Annotated in this window: 14 protein-coding genes; 1 reads left to right on the forward strand and 13 read right to left on the reverse strand. The window is 67.3% G+C overall.

Annotated features, from left to right (window positions below; translation table 11 throughout):
* Positions 1-239 precede the first annotated feature (239 nt).
* A complete protein-coding gene (locus C9J49_RS10895; protein WP_107182084.1) occupies positions 240-434 on the forward strand; it encodes a hypothetical protein in 195 nt (64 codons plus the stop codon).
* On the opposite strand, the gene C9J49_RS10900 is transcribed toward C9J49_RS10895, so the two are convergent.
* The 13 genes from C9J49_RS10900 to C9J49_RS10960 form a co-directional block, all read right to left on the reverse strand.
* Positions 435-665 (reverse strand): hypothetical protein, encoded by a 231-nt coding sequence (locus C9J49_RS10900; protein WP_107182085.1) that lies wholly within the window; start codon positions 663-665, stop codon positions 435-437.
* Positions 665-2,731: a hypothetical protein gene (locus C9J49_RS10905; protein WP_107182086.1), complete on the reverse strand. Its 2,067-nt coding sequence runs from the start codon at positions 2,729-2,731 to the stop codon at positions 665-667. Before C9J49_RS10905 ends, C9J49_RS10900 begins: the two co-directional genes overlap by 1 nt.
* 18 nt (positions 2,732-2,749) lie before the next feature.
* Positions 2,750-3,160, reverse strand: a complete 411-nt coding sequence (locus tag C9J49_RS17185; RefSeq protein ID WP_181454286.1) for a hypothetical protein — start codon at positions 3,158-3,160, stop codon at positions 2,750-2,752.
* Between the two features lie 181 nt (positions 3,161-3,341).
* Positions 3,342-4,964 (reverse strand): hypothetical protein, encoded by a 1,623-nt coding sequence (locus C9J49_RS10920; RefSeq protein ID WP_107182088.1) that lies wholly within the window; start codon positions 4,962-4,964, stop codon positions 3,342-3,344.
* Between the two features lie 11 nt (positions 4,965-4,975).
* The gene (locus C9J49_RS10925) at positions 4,976-6,142 is read right to left on the reverse strand and encodes a hypothetical protein (protein WP_107182089.1); all 1,167 of its coding nucleotides are present in this window, start codon (positions 6,140-6,142) and stop codon (positions 4,976-4,978) included.
* Between the two features lie 12 nt (positions 6,143-6,154).
* Positions 6,155-9,547, reverse strand: a complete 3,393-nt coding sequence (locus tag C9J49_RS10930) for a hypothetical protein (protein WP_107182090.1) — start codon at positions 9,545-9,547, stop codon at positions 6,155-6,157.
* Between the two features lie 4 nt (positions 9,548-9,551).
* On the reverse strand, positions 9,552-9,968 hold the full coding sequence (locus C9J49_RS10935; protein WP_107182091.1) for a hypothetical protein: 417 nt from the start codon (positions 9,966-9,968) through the stop codon (positions 9,552-9,554).
* Between the two features lie 7 nt (positions 9,969-9,975).
* On the reverse strand, positions 9,976-13,611 hold the full coding sequence (locus tag C9J49_RS10940; protein ID WP_107182092.1) for a hypothetical protein: 3,636 nt from the start codon (positions 13,609-13,611) through the stop codon (positions 9,976-9,978).
* 63 nt (positions 13,612-13,674) lie between these two features.
* Entirely contained in the window at positions 13,675-14,181 is a 507-nt protein-coding gene (locus C9J49_RS10945) for a hypothetical protein (protein WP_111382307.1), read from the reverse strand.
* An 82-nt stretch (positions 14,182-14,263) separates the two neighbouring features.
* The gene (locus tag C9J49_RS17190; RefSeq protein ID WP_181454287.1) at positions 14,264-14,413 is read right to left on the reverse strand and encodes a hypothetical protein; all 150 of its coding nucleotides are present in this window, start codon (positions 14,411-14,413) and stop codon (positions 14,264-14,266) included.
* Positions 14,414-14,470: 57 nt separating this feature from the next.
* Positions 14,471-15,226, reverse strand: a complete 756-nt coding sequence (locus C9J49_RS10950) for a hypothetical protein (RefSeq protein WP_107182093.1) — start codon at positions 15,224-15,226, stop codon at positions 14,471-14,473.
* A gap of 5 nt (positions 15,227-15,231) precedes the next feature.
* Positions 15,232-15,678, reverse strand: coding sequence for a hypothetical protein (locus tag C9J49_RS10955; RefSeq protein ID WP_107182094.1), 447 nt, complete (start codon positions 15,676-15,678; stop codon positions 15,232-15,234).
* Positions 15,675-16,256 (reverse strand): hypothetical protein, encoded by a 582-nt coding sequence (locus C9J49_RS10960; RefSeq protein WP_107182095.1) that lies wholly within the window; start codon positions 16,254-16,256, stop codon positions 15,675-15,677. Before C9J49_RS10960 ends, C9J49_RS10955 begins: the two co-directional genes overlap by 4 nt.
* Positions 16,257-16,285: the final 29 nt, after the last annotated feature.

The raw sequence follows: 16,285 nt of genomic DNA on the forward strand, positions 1-16,285 counted from the left end.
CGTTGAGCCCGAACGCAGTGACCTGCCCTAGCGTGAGCAAAGCCCCCATACATAACGCTGCGGCATAAAGACAAGTGTGTAGATACTTTTTCACTGAATGGTCAGCAAGTTTTCCATCAGGACATGAGACGCCGGCACGCTCCACTGGCACCTCGTCATTATGGGGTCTAGGCTGCTTAGCTGAGGCGGACTTAGGAGCTTCAGCCTCCTCATCTCAACCTTCAGGATGGAGCATCGCAATGAGCAATTGGCCAGACAACGAAGGCAAGCCGTGGTCTGCGGACGACAAAGCACAGCTGAAACAGCTCGCCAAGAAAAACACGCCCACCCGCATCATCGGCTTGAAGCTCGGCAGGACCGAGAACGCGGTTTATAGCAAGGCCCAGGAGCTCGGCATCAGCCTCAAGCCCACCAACCAATCGCCGTACGGATAATCACACCTCCACCGTGACGTCCGTCAGGTCCGGGGCCTCGCCCCGGATCTCGCCCGTCTGTACGAATGCCTTGAGCCCGACCGCGACGCCCTGCCCTCGCGCGCGCAGCGTGCCGCCGCCGGGGAGCTGCAGGGTGCTGGTGCCGTCGGTGTTGTGGCTGGTGACCTCGCCCACCAGCAGGGGGTCTCGGGGGATAAGGTCGAGGAACTGGCGGTACAGGTTGCGGGCCATCAGGCACTCTCCAGGTGGCGTTCAAGTTCGGCGGTCTGCTCGATGGTGAGGGCGCCGTTGCCGTCGACGCTGGCGGCGAGGCTGACGCCGCGCACCAGGCCGCGCCAGTCGTCGCCGGCGGGGCCGACGCGGATCAGCTGGCCGGTGGCGAGCAGGCCGGCGATGTCGTCGGCGACCGGCAGCGCCAGGGTCTCGCGGGTCTGCTCGCCGCTGGCAGACAGCACGGCGATGCCTCGGGCACGGGCCGGTGCCTGCCGCGTGGTCAGCGGGTCGACGATCATCTCGCCGAGGCGGTCGGCGGCGGTGCCGGTGCGCTTCACCAGGGCGAGCACGCCGGTGGTCTCGCCGGAGATATACACGCCGTTGAGCGCCTCGCTGGGGCGGTACTCGCTGCCCAGGCGGGTCAGCACGTCCGGCGGCAGGGTGACGTCCGGCGTCTCGCCGGCCCATGCCCAGTGCGGGGCGGCATAGCGCGGGGCGATGATCAGCCGCGGCTCGCTGGGGTGGGCCTGCACCGTGGCCCCGGCGGCGGTGGCGATGGCGCTGATCGCCTCGATCGGCGTGCGGTTGGTGTAGTGCCAGGCGCCGGCGTCGACCAGCCAGTCGTCGATCTGCCAGTCGAGTGTCCAGCCCAGGGGGAGTTCCTGCTCGGCGAGCTGCTGGGCGGTGCGGGTCTGAGTCTCGGCGTAGCTGCGCGCGGCGGCGTGGGGCGCGCCGAGGTAGGCGGCCAGGCTGCGCGCGCTGACGGTGATCGCCGGCAACTCGCCCCAGGCGCGGCTGCGCTGCCAGTCGTCCACCACCACGCGCCAGGTGTGGCCGTTGAGGGTGGCCTCGAGCTCGGCGGGCTGTGCCGCGTCTCGCACGGCGGCAAGGCTCGCCTCGCCGATGACGGTGGCGCGCAGCTCCCAGGCCCAGGAATCGGCGTCGATCGCCACGCTGATAGCGCTGGCCTCGAGGGCCTGGCCGGTGGCCACCAGCGTCAGGGATGCAGAGTTGCTCACGAGATAGGTCCTCTGGATGGGGACGTCGACGGGCGGCTCGGGCTCGGTCGGCGCGCAGGGATCGACGGCGAAGTCGAGATCCAGGCTGGCCGGTAGCCGTGCACAGAACTCGAGCGTGCCGTCCCACTCCCACGGGCCGCCGGGTTCCGGCGGTTCAGGCGGCTCTGGCGGTACCGACACCCCGGGCGGCGGATCGATGGCCTGCTCATAAGGCCCGCGGACGCCCAGCGGGCGGTACTCGCCGGCCTGCCAGCCAAGGCCCCAGTGGGCGGCCAGGATGCGACTGGCCTGCTCATAGGGCAGGCCCCAGCCGGTGCGCAGGTGCGGCAGGTAGTGGCCCAGCACCTCGGTGCCGACGGGAAGCGGCCGCCCCTGCTCGGCGCGCAGCCGCCGGAAGCGGTCGAGCCGTGGCAGGTGGACGTTGTGCCCACCGTGCTGGCTGCCCAGCGGCGCGGCGTACTCTTGCACCACGCGGCGCATCTCGCCACACCGGGGCAGCTGGCGGGCCGGTGCCCGCGCCTGGCGGCGGATCGGTTCGGCATGCTGGTAGCGGGTGGCGGTCTGCCGGCGCTTCTGCAGGGAGGCGCGATAGACACTGGCAGTGGTGGCGCTCTGGCGCCCCGCCTGCTCCCAGGCGCTGGCCCGCAGCAGGCTGGGGTCGCGATAGACGTTGATGTCACTGGCGAGCGTCGCCCGATGCTGGGGCGCGGCTAGGGTGCTGGCCACGCTGACCGGCAGCACCGCCTCTGCCCGCGCTTCGTGCACGGGGGCGGCCAGGGTCGAGGTGATGACAACCTCGACCTCTTGCACCTCGGGCGGCTCCCATCCGGCATGCACCAGGTTGAGGCCCACGCCATCCCCAGCAGGCGGTGCGTACTCGCCGCTGAAGTTGAGCGCCACGCTGTCGCCGACCGGCGGCGTATACGGCCCCGGCGGGCCGACCAGCATCAGGGCAACGCCGTCACCCGACGGCGCCGTGTACTCCCCGCCCATGTCCAGGAGCACGTCATTGCCCAGCGGGTGCGTATAGCCCTCGGGCGAGGTGTCGTCATCATGCTCAGCCACAAGGCCCTCCAGGGTGTCTTACTCGACCAGGGTCAGCGCGGTGATGCGCACCAGCATGCCGGCGTAGATCAGGCGGCTGGGCAGGTTGATGTCGCTGGTGGGGTTACCTTGCGCGTCCAGCTCGCCCACATCGGCATCGGCGACGAACCCGCCATCGCCGTCGCGATAGCGGCCCCACACGGCATCGCCGCCGGCGGTGGCCATCACCTCGGGGAAGGCCACGCCCGTCAGCACGCCGTTCTCGATGCTGGCCGCAAAGGGGCGCGGACAGGGGATCGTCACCAGCGCCACCTCGATGGTGATGGCAGCGCCGTTACCAGGGCGCGGCCCGGTGTAAAGCGTCAAGGTGCCAGGCTCTCTGGCGGCGTCGATGGCATCGGCCACCGCCTGCAGGCGGGCGTTCCGCAGCGGGGTCGAAAGGGTCATCATGCGCGGGTAAACTCCTGGGGCGAGCGATGTAGGTTCATCTGAGCGAGGATCGAGTGGATAGTACGATGCAAGTCGCAGTGCTTGGCGTAGGCCAGCAGACTGTTTATCTGGGCAACCACCTCCGACAAGTCAACGCGGCCCTGGCTATCGCGTCCTGACACATACCCCGGATCAACATAACTCATGGAACCCTCGCGAGACGCGACCCGACGCTCGAGTACGCGTCCGTGGCAGAGTTGAGCACGTTCAGATACCACAGCCCGGCACTGCCGCCGCTGCTGCGGTTGCCGCCGACGAGGGCGACTATCTCGCCGCTTGAGTGCCACCGCTGGTAGTCGGGCACCAGGGCGCCAGTTTCGCTCGTCTGATAGGTGTCAGCGATAAACAGATCGGCGACCGATCTGGCAGGGCGGATGCTGTTGGCATAGGTAGTCGCCGTGGTATCGCGAGTCTCGCCCGTGCTGTTCCAGCTGCCCTGCCCATAGCCGCGCCGCTGAATGTCGCCGGAGACATGGCGCAGGCCATCGATCCATTCCGTCAGGTTGCCCCACAGCCCCACGATGCCGCGATAACTGGCCGCCAGGTTGTCGGCGTGGTCGGTGACATAGACGGTGCCGCTGTCCACGTTGCCGCGGGCAGTGGCTTCCTGGCTGTCGAAGCTGCCGACCTCGATCAGATACAGCCACTGGATGACGCTACGCATGTCCATGTGGTGCATACAGAAGCCCGTCACGCCGCTAACGTTTCGGGCGTCGGCATCGATGTGAAACTGGTTCCACGAGCGGCTGGACGTAGGCGTCACTGCCGGTAGCGAGCACAGCTTGCCGCCTGTGACGTAGCCCTCGTACTTGCCGATCTGGAAGTGGCTGAGCTCGATGCCGCCGCTGTCGAACGCCGAGAACAGCTGGTAGTCCGGCTGGGGCGCGGCAGCGACCCACCAGCAATCCTTAGTGCCGCTGTAGGGCGGAATACTGATCTCGGCGCGGCGCCAGTAGCTCTTGGGCACGTTGATCAGATGTTGCCCGTCGACCGTTTCCTCGGTGAGGTTGAACGCCGGGTGGTTGTCGAAGAACGCCTGGGCGGGTTTCGGGATGACCGTGCCGCTGGCATCGATCCACTCGAACACGCCGCCCTGTACGGTATCGTCGACGAGCGCCACGCCAATGGGGGCGCCGGCGGCATCGGGGTCGAATTCCACTTCTTCGGAGATCACCTCGGTGTCGTCGCGGTAGGCGCCCAGCCGGTAATACAACACAGTGCCGGCGGGCGCGGTCGTGTCCTCAATAACTTCGGGCCAGCCAGACACGCCCATCAGTGGAGCGGGCAGGCTGTTCGGATCGATCGGGGACGTGCTGCGGTAAACACGCACGCCCTGCTGGGTCAGGTTCACATGGCTCATGGATAGCGTAACGGTACCGGCCACATCGGCCACCGTGACGTTGCGCGGGGCGATGAGGTCTTCGGGCTCAGGGGTGGGCCGCTCGGGCGCGCCCGCCACGGCGCCCACGTTATCAGCAATCACCGCGTTGAACTGCAGCTCGTAGTCCATGGCGAGGATCTGGTAACGGCGACGAGCATTCAGGTAATCGAATCGATAGCTGCCGTCGGCGGTGCTCCAGGTCTCGCCGACGAGGCAGCCCGTCTGGCGCTCGATGCAGCGCACGCGGCGGCGGGCGGCGATGCCCTCGATTTTCACCGTGCCGGCGACGTAGCCCAAGGCATACACCCCGGCACTGCCGGGGCGGCGAGGATTGGCCCGTGCCTGGATCAGCGGTTTCAGCGCGAAGGCGCGCAGGTGACTCATGAGGTTGCTCCTTAACGCCAGGGGCCGGTGAGATCAAAGAATGTTTGCCCCTCGGCAGGCGTGGTGGTTACGGTGGCGGCGTGCGAGATCGCCTTGTACAAGCGGCCGGCCACCCTGGCCGCCTCGCGCGACGCCAGCGGGGTTGGGTGCAGTGGCTGAGCCACGCCGGGGGCGCGACCGCGCAGGGTGCTGCCATGGGCGATCAGCAGCTCGGCATGCACGAACAACTCCAGGTTGGCCGGGTTGGGATAATCAAAACCGCCATTGCCGAGGTTGCCGGCGGCCGAGGAGCCAATCAGGCGAAACGTGATCGGCTCGGCGCCCGCATGGTCGCGGGCCAGCCACTTGTGCGCGGTGGCGGACATGTCTCCCCAGTAGCTGCAGTTCAGGCCGTCATCGGTATCGTCGGCATCACCGGCGTTGGCCAGCACCAGGAACGCCGCATACGGGTCGCCGGGCACGCCGCTGACGAAGTCGCCGAAGGCGTGCACGGTGCGGTAGGTGCCGGTGTCATTAATGGGGTGAGTGATCAGGTAGACGGTGCGGTCGTCGGCGATGATGTCATACGGAATGACATCGCCCTGTGCCGAGGAGCCGACGAACACCCAGCCATCGCCCCAGTCATCCACGCGGGTGTCGATGTCGGGCATATCCTCGGCGCCCAGCAGCAGGCGGAAGTCGAGATTGGTGCTATTGCCACCGGGCGGGCTCTCGATGTCCGCCGTGCGGCGGTCGTCCAGGTACCAGAACATGCGACTGCCACTGGGATCGTCGCTGCGGAAGGCGGCGCGGTCTTCCTCGGCGCTGATCAGCGGCATGGCCCAGCCGCCGGCGGGGGCGGCCTTGATCTCAAGCCCGCTGCCGCTCTCCCCGGCCGGCTCGCCCTCCACCTCGAAGCGAATCCACTGGGTGCCCACGGCGGTGACGCGGTGCTCGCCATTCCAGGCGCTGCCAGCGGCGCCGCTGATACTGATGACCTGGTGCAGGCGGAAGCCGTGGTTGCCGGGGAAGTTGGCCTTGCCCTCGCCCTCCTCCGTCTCGAGGGAGTCGAAGGGCTGAAGGTTGTAGCCCTCGATCAGGCACTGCTTGAGCACCTGAATCAGCGAGCCGGGCAGAGTACGGTCGAGCGAGGGCGCGCCGGCGTCGTCGCTCTCGAAGTGTTTGACCGGGTAGTCCATGGGTGAGTCTCCTTAGACCGGGTCGGCGTTGACGTTACCGCGCACCTGCAAGCGGAACTGAAAGTCGCTGCCCTGGGCCTCGCCCTGCAGCACAGTGCGGGCCAGCCACAGCGGGGCGTTGGCACCCACGGTGTTGAAGCGCAGCACGTTGCCGGCGGACCAGCCGCTGCCCCAGCCGGCGGCGTCGAGAGTGAAATAAGGCACGCCGGTATTGGGGTTGGTGGGCACTAGGCTTTCGGCCGTGCTCCCGCTCATGATCTCGCCCACGCTCTCGCCTACCACGCGGTAGGTGGTGCTGCTGGTGAAGATCAGCGCCCAGCGCTCAGTGATCGTCCCGCGGTTGGTCACGGTGATCGGGTAGGTGGTGTCGTTGTAGGAGACGGTGGTTTCGTCGCCGATCAGGTCATCGCTCCACTCGTTCGTCCAGGTGGCCTGGTCGAACAGGTTGGCCACCCGGGCCTGCAGGTCGCCAGCGATCAATGCAGAGCTGACCAGGGTTTCATCCGCGGGGTAGTCGTGACTCAGCTGACCGATGAAGGTCAGCGTGCCATCGATCTGCACGTCGCCGATCAGCGCCATGTCCTCCACCCGGTGCACGGCATAGAGCGGCTCCACCAGGCCGCTCAGATCGGCCGTGCCGGCGAGGGTCACAGTGCCGGCGTCCAGGTCGGCGATGATCTCGGTATCCGGCACGTGGGTGCCTTCGGCGTCCTCCACGTAGGCCAGGGCCAGGCGGGTGCGGCCCACGTCCAGGGTGTCGCCCGGGGTGGTGCCGATCGGCCAGGCGGTCTTGGCGGTGTGGTGCACCACGGCCACGTTGGCCGGGCGGTAGATCGGCACACGGCCGTCCGGCGGCAGGCGCACCGGGTCCAGGCCCAGCAGCTCGGCGTCCAGGGGCAGGCTGGTCAGCACCACGGTGTTGAAGCGGCAGGTGCTGGGCAAGACCGCGCGCGGCCGCCAGATATTGCCGTCGACGTCGACGTCGGCCGGGTCATACCAGGGTTCGTTCTTCTCAGCCGCGGTCAGGCTGCTGTCGGCCACCAGCGCGCCGAAGCGGGCGGTGGCCACACCGGTGCTGTAGTCGATGGTGCCCTCGATCTGGTCGCCCACCAGGGCGCCGGAGAAATCCGCCTGGGCAGTGAGCAGCTCGCCGTCCGCGGCCGTGGCCAGCAGCGTCAGCTCGCCCACCTGCACCGGGCTGCCGGGCGTGCGGAAGCTGGCCCGGTAAATCGTCCAGTCGCCGTAAACGGTCACCAGGCTGGAAATGCCCACCTGGTTGCTGCCGCTGGGCCCCCAATCCTCGAGCACCACGCTGGCGTCGGTGTAATCGATGGTCCCGCTGTAGATGCCGGCGCCGGTCTGCGGGTCCACGTCGCGGTACAGGCTGCCGTCGCGGTCCTCGAACGTCTCGCCGCGGAAGGTCAGGCGCAGGGTGCCGGGCACGATGCGGTCCTGCAGCAGCGGAAGCAGGTCGACATTCAGCGGGCTCGGGCTGCGGGAAACGCTGCCGCTGGTCGTGGCCAGCACCTGGGGCTGGTAGCGCGCGATCACGGCGCTGCCCGCCGCGAACTGGTCCTCGATGGTGCGCTCCTTCCATTCGCGGCTGCGGTTGGTGCCCTCGTCGTCGTTGTTCTCGTAGACGGTGATGTCGCTCACCTTCTCCACGTCCAGGGTCACCAGGCCGGTGTTGTAATCGATCGTCCCGCCGAACTCCTGAATGCCACCCACGCCGTCATCAAAAGCGCGGTAGGTCAGGGTCTCGGAATCGTCGCGGCGACGCTCCCAATAATCGGTCCCGTCGACCGCCCAGCCGCCTTCCATGGTCACGTCCTCGCCCTCGTACAGCACGTCCTTGCGGGTCACCTGCCACTCGAAGCTCGCGCTGCCGGGTTGGATCGGCGGGTTGGGAAGCTGCAGCTGCACAAAGCCGCTGCCGTCCGCGGAGGGGTTAAATGTCGCCGTCTCGCTGTCGCCGTATTCGTAATCGACCACCACGTTGCTGTTGGCGTCCGGCCATTCACCGTCGTTGAACTCGAGCCACGCCTCGCCCACCCGGTCGCCGTTCACGGTGTCGCGGAAGCCGTAGATGCAGCGGCCGGTGGCGCTGCCGGAAATGCCGCCCACGCCGTCGTCGGTGGCGGTCTTCTCCACGCCGCCCGACAGCCAGGTGGCGGTGATGCTGGTCGGCACCACGCCCCCGTGGTCAAAGGTGAAACGCAGGCTGGGGGTGGCGAACGGCACCTGGTAATCGGCCCGGTCGACATAGTGCACCGGCGATCCCCAATAGATGATTACCGCGCTGCCCACGTCGGGCAGGGCCTGGAGGGTGATCGAAACGCTACCGGTAGCGAAGTTCACCCGCCCGGTACCGGCGCCGGTCAGCTCGCCGCTACCGTCCTCATCGCGCAGGGTGTACCACTTGCCCAGCGCCAGAAACTCAACCACCACGGTGCCCGGGGCGGGCAACGGCTGCAGGTTGCGGGTGTAGCTGTAGCCGCGGTTGTTCACCTCGATCTCGATGCGGTCGGTCTCGGCCACCTGGGGGATCTCGTGGGTGATGCCGCCGCTGGCCACCTCGACGGCGACGTTGCCGCCGATCTGCACGTCGGTCACAGGGCTCTCGGTCTGCGTGCTGGGCACGATGGACTGGTAGACGCTTTCGACCTGCACCTGGTTGGCGCCGAGGCTGGCGGCCAGGGCCAGCCGGCTCACGCCGTAATACTGCGCGGCGTCGGCCACCTGGGTCTGGCGCAGCAGGGTGTCAGGCTGGACGTTGGAATAGCGTCGCGGTTCGTGGCCGTAGAAGCGGTGGGCCAGCTGCGTGCTGATCTCCAGCGTCAACACCTGCCGCGTGAAGTCGCCCTCGCTATCGGTGAACACCTGATCCTGGGTTTCGACGCCGGTGACGCGCACGAACTGCTGCTCGCCAGCACTGGGGCCGCGATCGGTATCCAGCAGCAGCACGTCGCCGATGTCGGGCGGCGTTTCATTGACGCGCTGGTAGGCCAGCAGGGTGCGCTGGCCCACCAGCTGGTCGCCGTAGAGGCGCATGCGGGTCAGCGGCCCGGCCACCACGTAGCCCTCGACGCGGTTGCGGGCGCTGGCCCGTTCGTCGGTGGCATCGCCGGTGGAGAACATCAGCACGCTGACGTTGGCGTCGTCGGGAGCCTGGTCGACGATCACATGGCTGCCGAAGTAGTAGTCGGTGTCGTCGGTCTCCACCGCGGCGAACGTCTTGCGCAGGCTGGTGCGGCCATACACGCGGTCGAGGTCGCTGACGTCGTTGAAGATCTCGTTCGATTGGCCGTCGGTGATCTCGTTGCCGGTGATGCGGCCGCCGCCGTCGGCGTTGTCGGTCATGCGTTCCGACTTGAGTAGCTTGATGTCGCCTTGCAGGATCGGCATGGGGCTAGATCTCCATCAGCCGCAGGGTGATGAGGTAGGGGTGGGTGCCGTCGGGGTCGGCCAGGCGATAGACCGGCGTGGCCTCGAGAGGCCGCTCGTCGGCCAGTCGCCAGGCGACGCTGAAGGCACGGCCGTGCAGGTCCAGCGTCATCGGGGCCGGGGCACTGCCGCCGGACACCGTGGCCGCGGCGTCCTCGAGCAGGCCCTGCAGGGCCAGCACCTGGGCGCGCGGCATCCAGCTGGCGTCCTGGCTGGCGAGCGTGATCGGCCTCCCGCTCTGGGCGCGGCTGTGGTGCACGATCAGCGCGCCGGTCAGGCTGCGCTGCTCGGCGGCCACCAGCGGCGACCAGTCGAACTCATCCGGCCAGGCGAGATCGTCCGGCAGCGCGATGGCGCCGCCGGCGTGCGTCAGTGTGATCATGGGCGTCTCAGTAGGTACGGCGGGCGTCGCGGCCCAGGGCGTCGAGCAGAATCTGCTCGTCGCTATTGCTGTCGGCGGTGAGCCGGGCGGTGCCCCTGGGGGTGACCAGCTCGATGCGGGTGGCGCGGGTAGGCTGGGCGGCCTGTGCCGCCTGTCGTGTTGCCTCGATCTCGCGATCGGTCTGGCGGCGGTCGAAGCTCTCACGTTCTCGCTGATTGACCTCGGAACGGGCAGCATCTCGTGCTTCGCTGGCCTGGCGTTCCGCTTCCTGCTGCCGTTCCTCGTCGGCCTGCTCCTTGATCTGAGCCATCCGCTCTTCATGCACCTCACGGGATAGCTTCAAGGCTTCACGCGCTCGGCCGATGGCTTCCTGGTCCTGAAGTTCGCGGGCGCGGGCCAGCTGAGCCTCCAGCTCGGACAGCTCCTCGGCATGACGCAGCCGTTGAACCTCAGCGGTATCGCCGCGCAGGCTAGCCAGCTGTCGCTGCATGGCGGCCACGGTGTCAGACAGGCTATCCGTCAGCGATTCCGCCTCCTCGCGAACAGACCGCACTTCTTGACGCAGCTGTGAGAGCTTGGTGGCATCCATCCGGCGCAGGGCGTCACGAGACAGTCCGCTGAGGCGCACCATGTCATTGATCTCGGCATTGAGCTCGGCGGTGCTCTGCTCGACCCCACGGGTAGCCAGGCGCGCCTCTTCCATGCCGCCGATCCGACGGCTTTCCCGACGGGCCAAGCGGCCGCTCGAGGCGCTCAGCTGGTCGAAGATGTCGCGCGTCCCAGCGGCCTCATGCTGAGCCTTGCGGTGCGCCGAGGCCTGGCCCTTGGCCCACTCGATCATCTCCTTACGGTACTCGCGGACAAAGCGCATCCCCTGAGCGGAGTTGCTGGTGACCGCTCTCATGCCTTCTGATGCCGACTTCAACACCTGCTGCCAGGTGGTGGAGAAACTTCTGGCCGCCTTCTCGGCTTCCTCGGTCTCTTCCTTGACCTCTTTGATGGGGCCCGAGTTGTTCGTGTTGTTGTTGATGTTGTTGATGGCATCGACGGTTTCCTGGGCGCCGTCCTTGAGGTCATCGAAGAGTTCCTGCATCCGGGTGCGCAAGGCGTCGACGCCCTCCGTCCCGGCTTCATCCATCGCCACCACGACTTCCTTCAAGCGCTCCCGGGCCTGCGGCCCCAGCTGCTCGAAGACATGGCTCATGGCCTCATTGAGCTGTTCCTGGGTGAGGTCGCCTTCCTTCACCAGAGTGGCGAAGCTGGCGATCATGGAGGCTTCCGCCTCGCTGATGCCCGTCTTGAGCTCCTGAAGCGACATGCCGATGCCGTTGGCCGCTTCCTCGAGGCGCTGGTACTCGTTGATGGTACTGCCGACCAGCACCGCGCTGTTGATGGCGACCTGATCGAGTTCGTTCTGGGCATCGATCCGGCGGCGGGCGCTGTCCTCGGCGGCATCCGCCACGTCGTCATAGTCATGGCGCTGCTGGGAAACCTGATCCCCCGCATCGAGGGCGGACTGCGCGACCCGGGCATGGGCCGCCACCTGGCCATCGGCACTCTGTTCGGCGGCTTCCTGCACGCCCAGCTCTCCACGACCGATGGTCGCCAGCGCATCGACAGCATCCCCGGCGGATTCCTTGGTAAACGTCGCCATGGTGTTCATGGCGTTGATCGTTTCGTTGGACTGCGCCGTGATGCGTTGCAGGGTCTCATCCGAGACCAGGCCGAACCTGTTCAGCAGCCCCGTGGCCTGGCGAATGGTTTCGGTGACGCCGGCCATGAAGCCAAAGAACACGGTGCCCAGCCCACCGATAACGGCCTGAATGCTGTTGGTCACCGTACGGATGGTCTGCCACAGCAGGTTGACGGTGCCGATGATGCCCGTCAGCCCGCTCTGAATGGCCTCCTTGTGCTGGAGGAAACCGCTGGCCCAATCCGCTGTGGCCTTCACCACCCCCGAGAACGCCGTCACGATGTCATCGATGAGGCGTGGCTTGTCTTCCAGCAGCTCGTCGAATCGGTCGGCCACCTGTGTCAGCGCCGGCGCGACCGCCGAGGTCAGCCTGACGCGCAACCCTTGCAGACGCCCCACGATGCGCCCGATCGCCGACTCGGTTTCCACCAGCCCGGCAATCTGCTCGGGCGTCATGATCGCGCCGACTTCGTTGGCCTCGCGGGCCAGCCTCCGCAGTCCCTCGGCGTTGTTCTCCAGCAACGGCTGGAGCAGGCTGGCATCGTTGGCCAGGCTTTCCAGAATGTTGACCTGACCCGCCTGCGTCATCCCGCTCATGGCGTCGGCGATAGCCAGCAGCTGCTGATCAGGAGAGAGAGCCACCAGGTCCTCGACGCTCAGCCCCAGCGCATCAATCGCATCCTTGGCTTCACCGCCACCGTTCACATAGGCGTCGCCGATCTTGTCGGCCACGTCCTTGAGAAGGTCGCCGGCCTTGTCGGCGCCCAGTTCCAGGCGGTCGAACGCATACTGGAATTCCTGAAGGACCTGCGCATTCACTCCCAGCGCCTGGGAGGTGTTGTCCACCTGCTTGGCCAGCTTGGCCTGAGCGCTGGTGTATCGGGTGATTCGCTCGACCGCCAGGGCCGCAGCGGCGGCGGTGGCCGCGGCGGCCCACAGCCCGAAGGTGCGGACACCGCCGGCCAGGCGCCGGCCCAGACTCCTGATACCGCCCTCCGTCTGGCCGACCTCCTGCCGATACTCCCGCAGCCGCTTCTTGAGCTTATTGACCGAGCCTTGAAGATCTTCGGACTCGCGATCGAGGCGCTGCTGCTCGTCGGCCAGGTTATCGACGTCGACGCCGGCCCGCTTGGCATCCTGGCTCAGCTCGTCGAGGGCCTGGCCCTGTCGCTCGAACGAGGTGCGCGCCTTGTCGGCGGTCTGCTGGGCACGGCCCAGCTCGCGCTCCTGCTGCTTGAAGGCGCGCTCGGTGTCCTTGAGGTCGCGGTTGAGCCCCTTGGACTCGTCGCGGTAGCCCTCCCATGCCTGCTTGGCCTGGTCGACGCTCTGCCGCTGTTCCTGCAGCCGGTCGCGCACGCCGCTGAGGGAGTCCGCCTGACGCTGGTAGCTGCGCCGGGCTTCATCGGCGGCACCGCGGGCCTGCTCGAGCTGACGGGCCTGCTCGTCGGTGGCCTCGCCGCTGGCGTCGATCGCAGCCTCAAGGTCACGGACCCGTTGGGCGGCATCGCGCCAGGCCTGACGGGCGCCAACGGTCTCGGCCTGCACGCCCTTGTACTGGGTCTGCAGGGCCTGCAGGTCGCGGCGCTGCTGCTGGTAGGCCTCGCCGGCCTGCTCGGCGCTGGCGGCGGCCTGCTGGGCGGCGCGGCGCTGGGCATCCACGCCTTCGGCACTAGCGTCATAGGCGGCCTTGAGGCGGTTGGCTTCGCCGACCGCTTCGTCCATGGCGCCCTTGGCCTCGTCGACCTTGCCGCGGGTCTGCTCCAGCGCGTCGATCAGCTTGCGCTGCTGGCCCAGCGAGGACATGGCCTCGTTGAGCTGCTCGACGTCGGCGGAGGCGGCGGTGGTGTCCGCGCCCAGATCGTCGAGCTCGCCGAGCAGCTTGCCGATGTCCTGCAGGCCGTCGACCGCGGCCTGGATGCGCAGCTGGATGTCGTTGGGGTTCGTCGCCATGGGTCACCGTTCGGGCACAAAAAAGCCCCGCGCGATGGCGGGGCTGGATAGCAGCATACGTTTTCAGCGGTTCATCGACTTAAAATATTCCAACGAAAAGCGCTGAATATCGTTGATCTCGTTGAGTGTACGAGTCATTTGATTAAGTCGACCCGGATCAATTGCACCGGCAAACTCTTCGAAATGTGCCGACATGTAATCGAGGGCATCGGGATACTGACTGGATTGGGTTTCGGCAAAGGCTTGGCAATCGCTTATGTCTCTTCGCACTCGCAGCGCCCAGTCACAATCCGCTGCTTTCAGCTTGATTACATCCAACGTCGACATCAGCGTTCGGAATTTCTGCATCGTCGACGCGCCATCTTCCGGCGGCTTAAATTGGGGATCGCCTAACGATACCCCACCGCCTGAGCCGTATCCCGATACTTCGCTGAGCTGGACCTCTCCAGCGTTTTCCCCCTCGCAGGGATGTCCCTGATAGACGGTGCTTCCGCCCACCTCGCACTTGTAAACCTGGGCTTCCACCGGCAAGACCAATGCCAGCAGGGCCAGACCGATCCATCGTGTCATCGTGCCCCTCCCTCAGCTCCCTGAGCCAGAAAGACTAGCGTCACTTCCCCGGCCCCGCCAGGCGGCGGGGCCGGGGTAACGCTCACACCTTGCCCTTGGCCTCCAGGCGCGCCACCTGATCGGGGCGCAGGCGCAGCTTGGCGCCTTCGGCGTGGGGCTTGCCGCCGTGGGTATGCGGCTTCTTGAGGGTGACCTCGACGAGGTCGGTGGGCTTGGCCTTGGTGGCGGTCATGGGGGTTCTCCCGAGTTGAAGGTGGCCCGCCCGGCGGGCGCCGGGCGGCGGTCAGGCTCAGTCGTCGAGCATGTCCATGGTGTAGGGCGAATCCTTGCCCTCGAGGGTGACCAGCGAGCCGGTGAGCTGGCCGGTGATGAACTCGCGGCCCATCAGCTCGGTGGCCTGGTCGGACGACAGCACCGTGCGGTCAATCTCGACCCGCACCTTGCGGTTGGTGGCCAGGTTGATGCCCTGGACCAGGATGTAACGCGGCTTGGAGATCTCGCTCGCGCCGAGCACCCGGGTGCCGCTGGTGGCGTTGGTGTCGTAGTCGATGGTGACGTCGGTGGCCGCGGCGGCGGTGTTGGCCTTGACCAGGCCGGCGTCGTGGTCGATCTCGCAGTCGGCGGTGATGTCACCGCTGCTCGCGGTCTCGGTGACGGTGACCGAGCCTTCGACCAGATTGCCGCTGGCGAGCTTGATCCACAGCCCTTCCTGCAGGGTGTGGGCCTCGCCGGTGACAGTGTCGGCGGCCACATCGATGACCGCGGTCTTGCCAGCCAGGGCCTCGGCCAGCTGGATCGCCGGCAGCGAGTCGAACTGGATGGTCAGGTTGGCGGCTTCGTTGGGCAGGTTCACCGCGTCGAGCGTCTGGCCATAGGTCGACTTCTTGTACGACTGGCGTTCGATGGTCTCGACGGTGTTCGGGGTGATGGTGAGCGACGGCACGTTGAGCGGGCCGCGCAGGGCGCCGACGTTGCCGCTGGCGTCGACCTCGCCCATGAACACGTCGCCGGCGACGATCAGGCCGGTATCTTGATAGCCGGGCATGGCGTTTACCTCTCGCTGGTGTAGGTCAGGGTGACGGGCAGATAGATGGGTACGATGCGACTGCCCAGGTCGGCATCGTCGAGGGCAGCGGTGCCCGTGGTGATCTCCACCGCGAGGCGGTCGAGCTTGATTTTCTCGCCGGTGTAGAGGGCGCGGTACAGGTCATCGAGCAGGGCGTCCTGCCGCGCGCGGGCGCCCTCGCCTGCCGCCAGGTAGGCGTCAATCTGCAGGGTGCGCTGCTCGGTGCGCGCGCCGCCGGCCACCACGCTGGTGATGGCGTTCTCGGCGTTGCGCAGGTGCAGCACCGGCAACGCGGTGTTGGGGCGAATGTCGACCTGGGGCCGTTCGCTCTCGATGGCGGCGATGTCGGTGTGATAGCCGTTGGCGGTGCCGATCGCCGCGAGGCGCTCGAGCAGCTTGGCCACCACCTGGGTACTCTTGGGGGTGCTCACTTGGACCATTCCTTCTCGAAGCGGCGCAGGAACTTGTCGTCGACGCCGGTGGCGATCTCGTCACGCAGCCGGTCGTTGACCTGGTGGTTCCAGTGATTCTTGAGGCCCCAGCCGGCGGCGCGGCGGATGCGGTCGCGCTTGCCCTTGCGGTAGCGGGTCAGCGGCACGCCTTTGCCCTGGGGGTTCACGAAGCCCCAGACGCGCATGCGCTGCCCGCCCTTGCGCACCCAGATGCTGGCCCGGGTGCCGGTGCCGTCGGTCTGCCGGGTGCTGTATTGCCAGTGGCGGAAACGCACCGGGGCGCGGTTGAGCTTGAGCTCGGCGAAGGGGCGGTCCTCTTTCAGGCTGGCCCGGCGGATGGTGACGCGCTTGTTGACCTCGCTGCGGCGCACCTGGCCGTCTTCACTGATGCGGCCGACCAGGGCCTTCCGGGTCTCGGCGGCCTGCTCGTTGACGGCACCGGCGATGGCGCGGCGCGTAGCGGCCGGCAGTGCCTTGAAGGCCTTCTGGCTCTCGCTGAGCCCGCCGACGACCACGCCCTTGGGCAGCCGGCTGTTCTTGCCTCGTCTGCGCGCCATGGCTTACCTCTCTACAGAGCCCCATCCAA

The organism is Halomonas sp. SL1, from assembly GCF_003030865.2.
In the GTDB taxonomy this organism is placed as follows: domain Bacteria; phylum Pseudomonadota; class Gammaproteobacteria; order Pseudomonadales; family Halomonadaceae; genus Halomonas; species Halomonas halophila.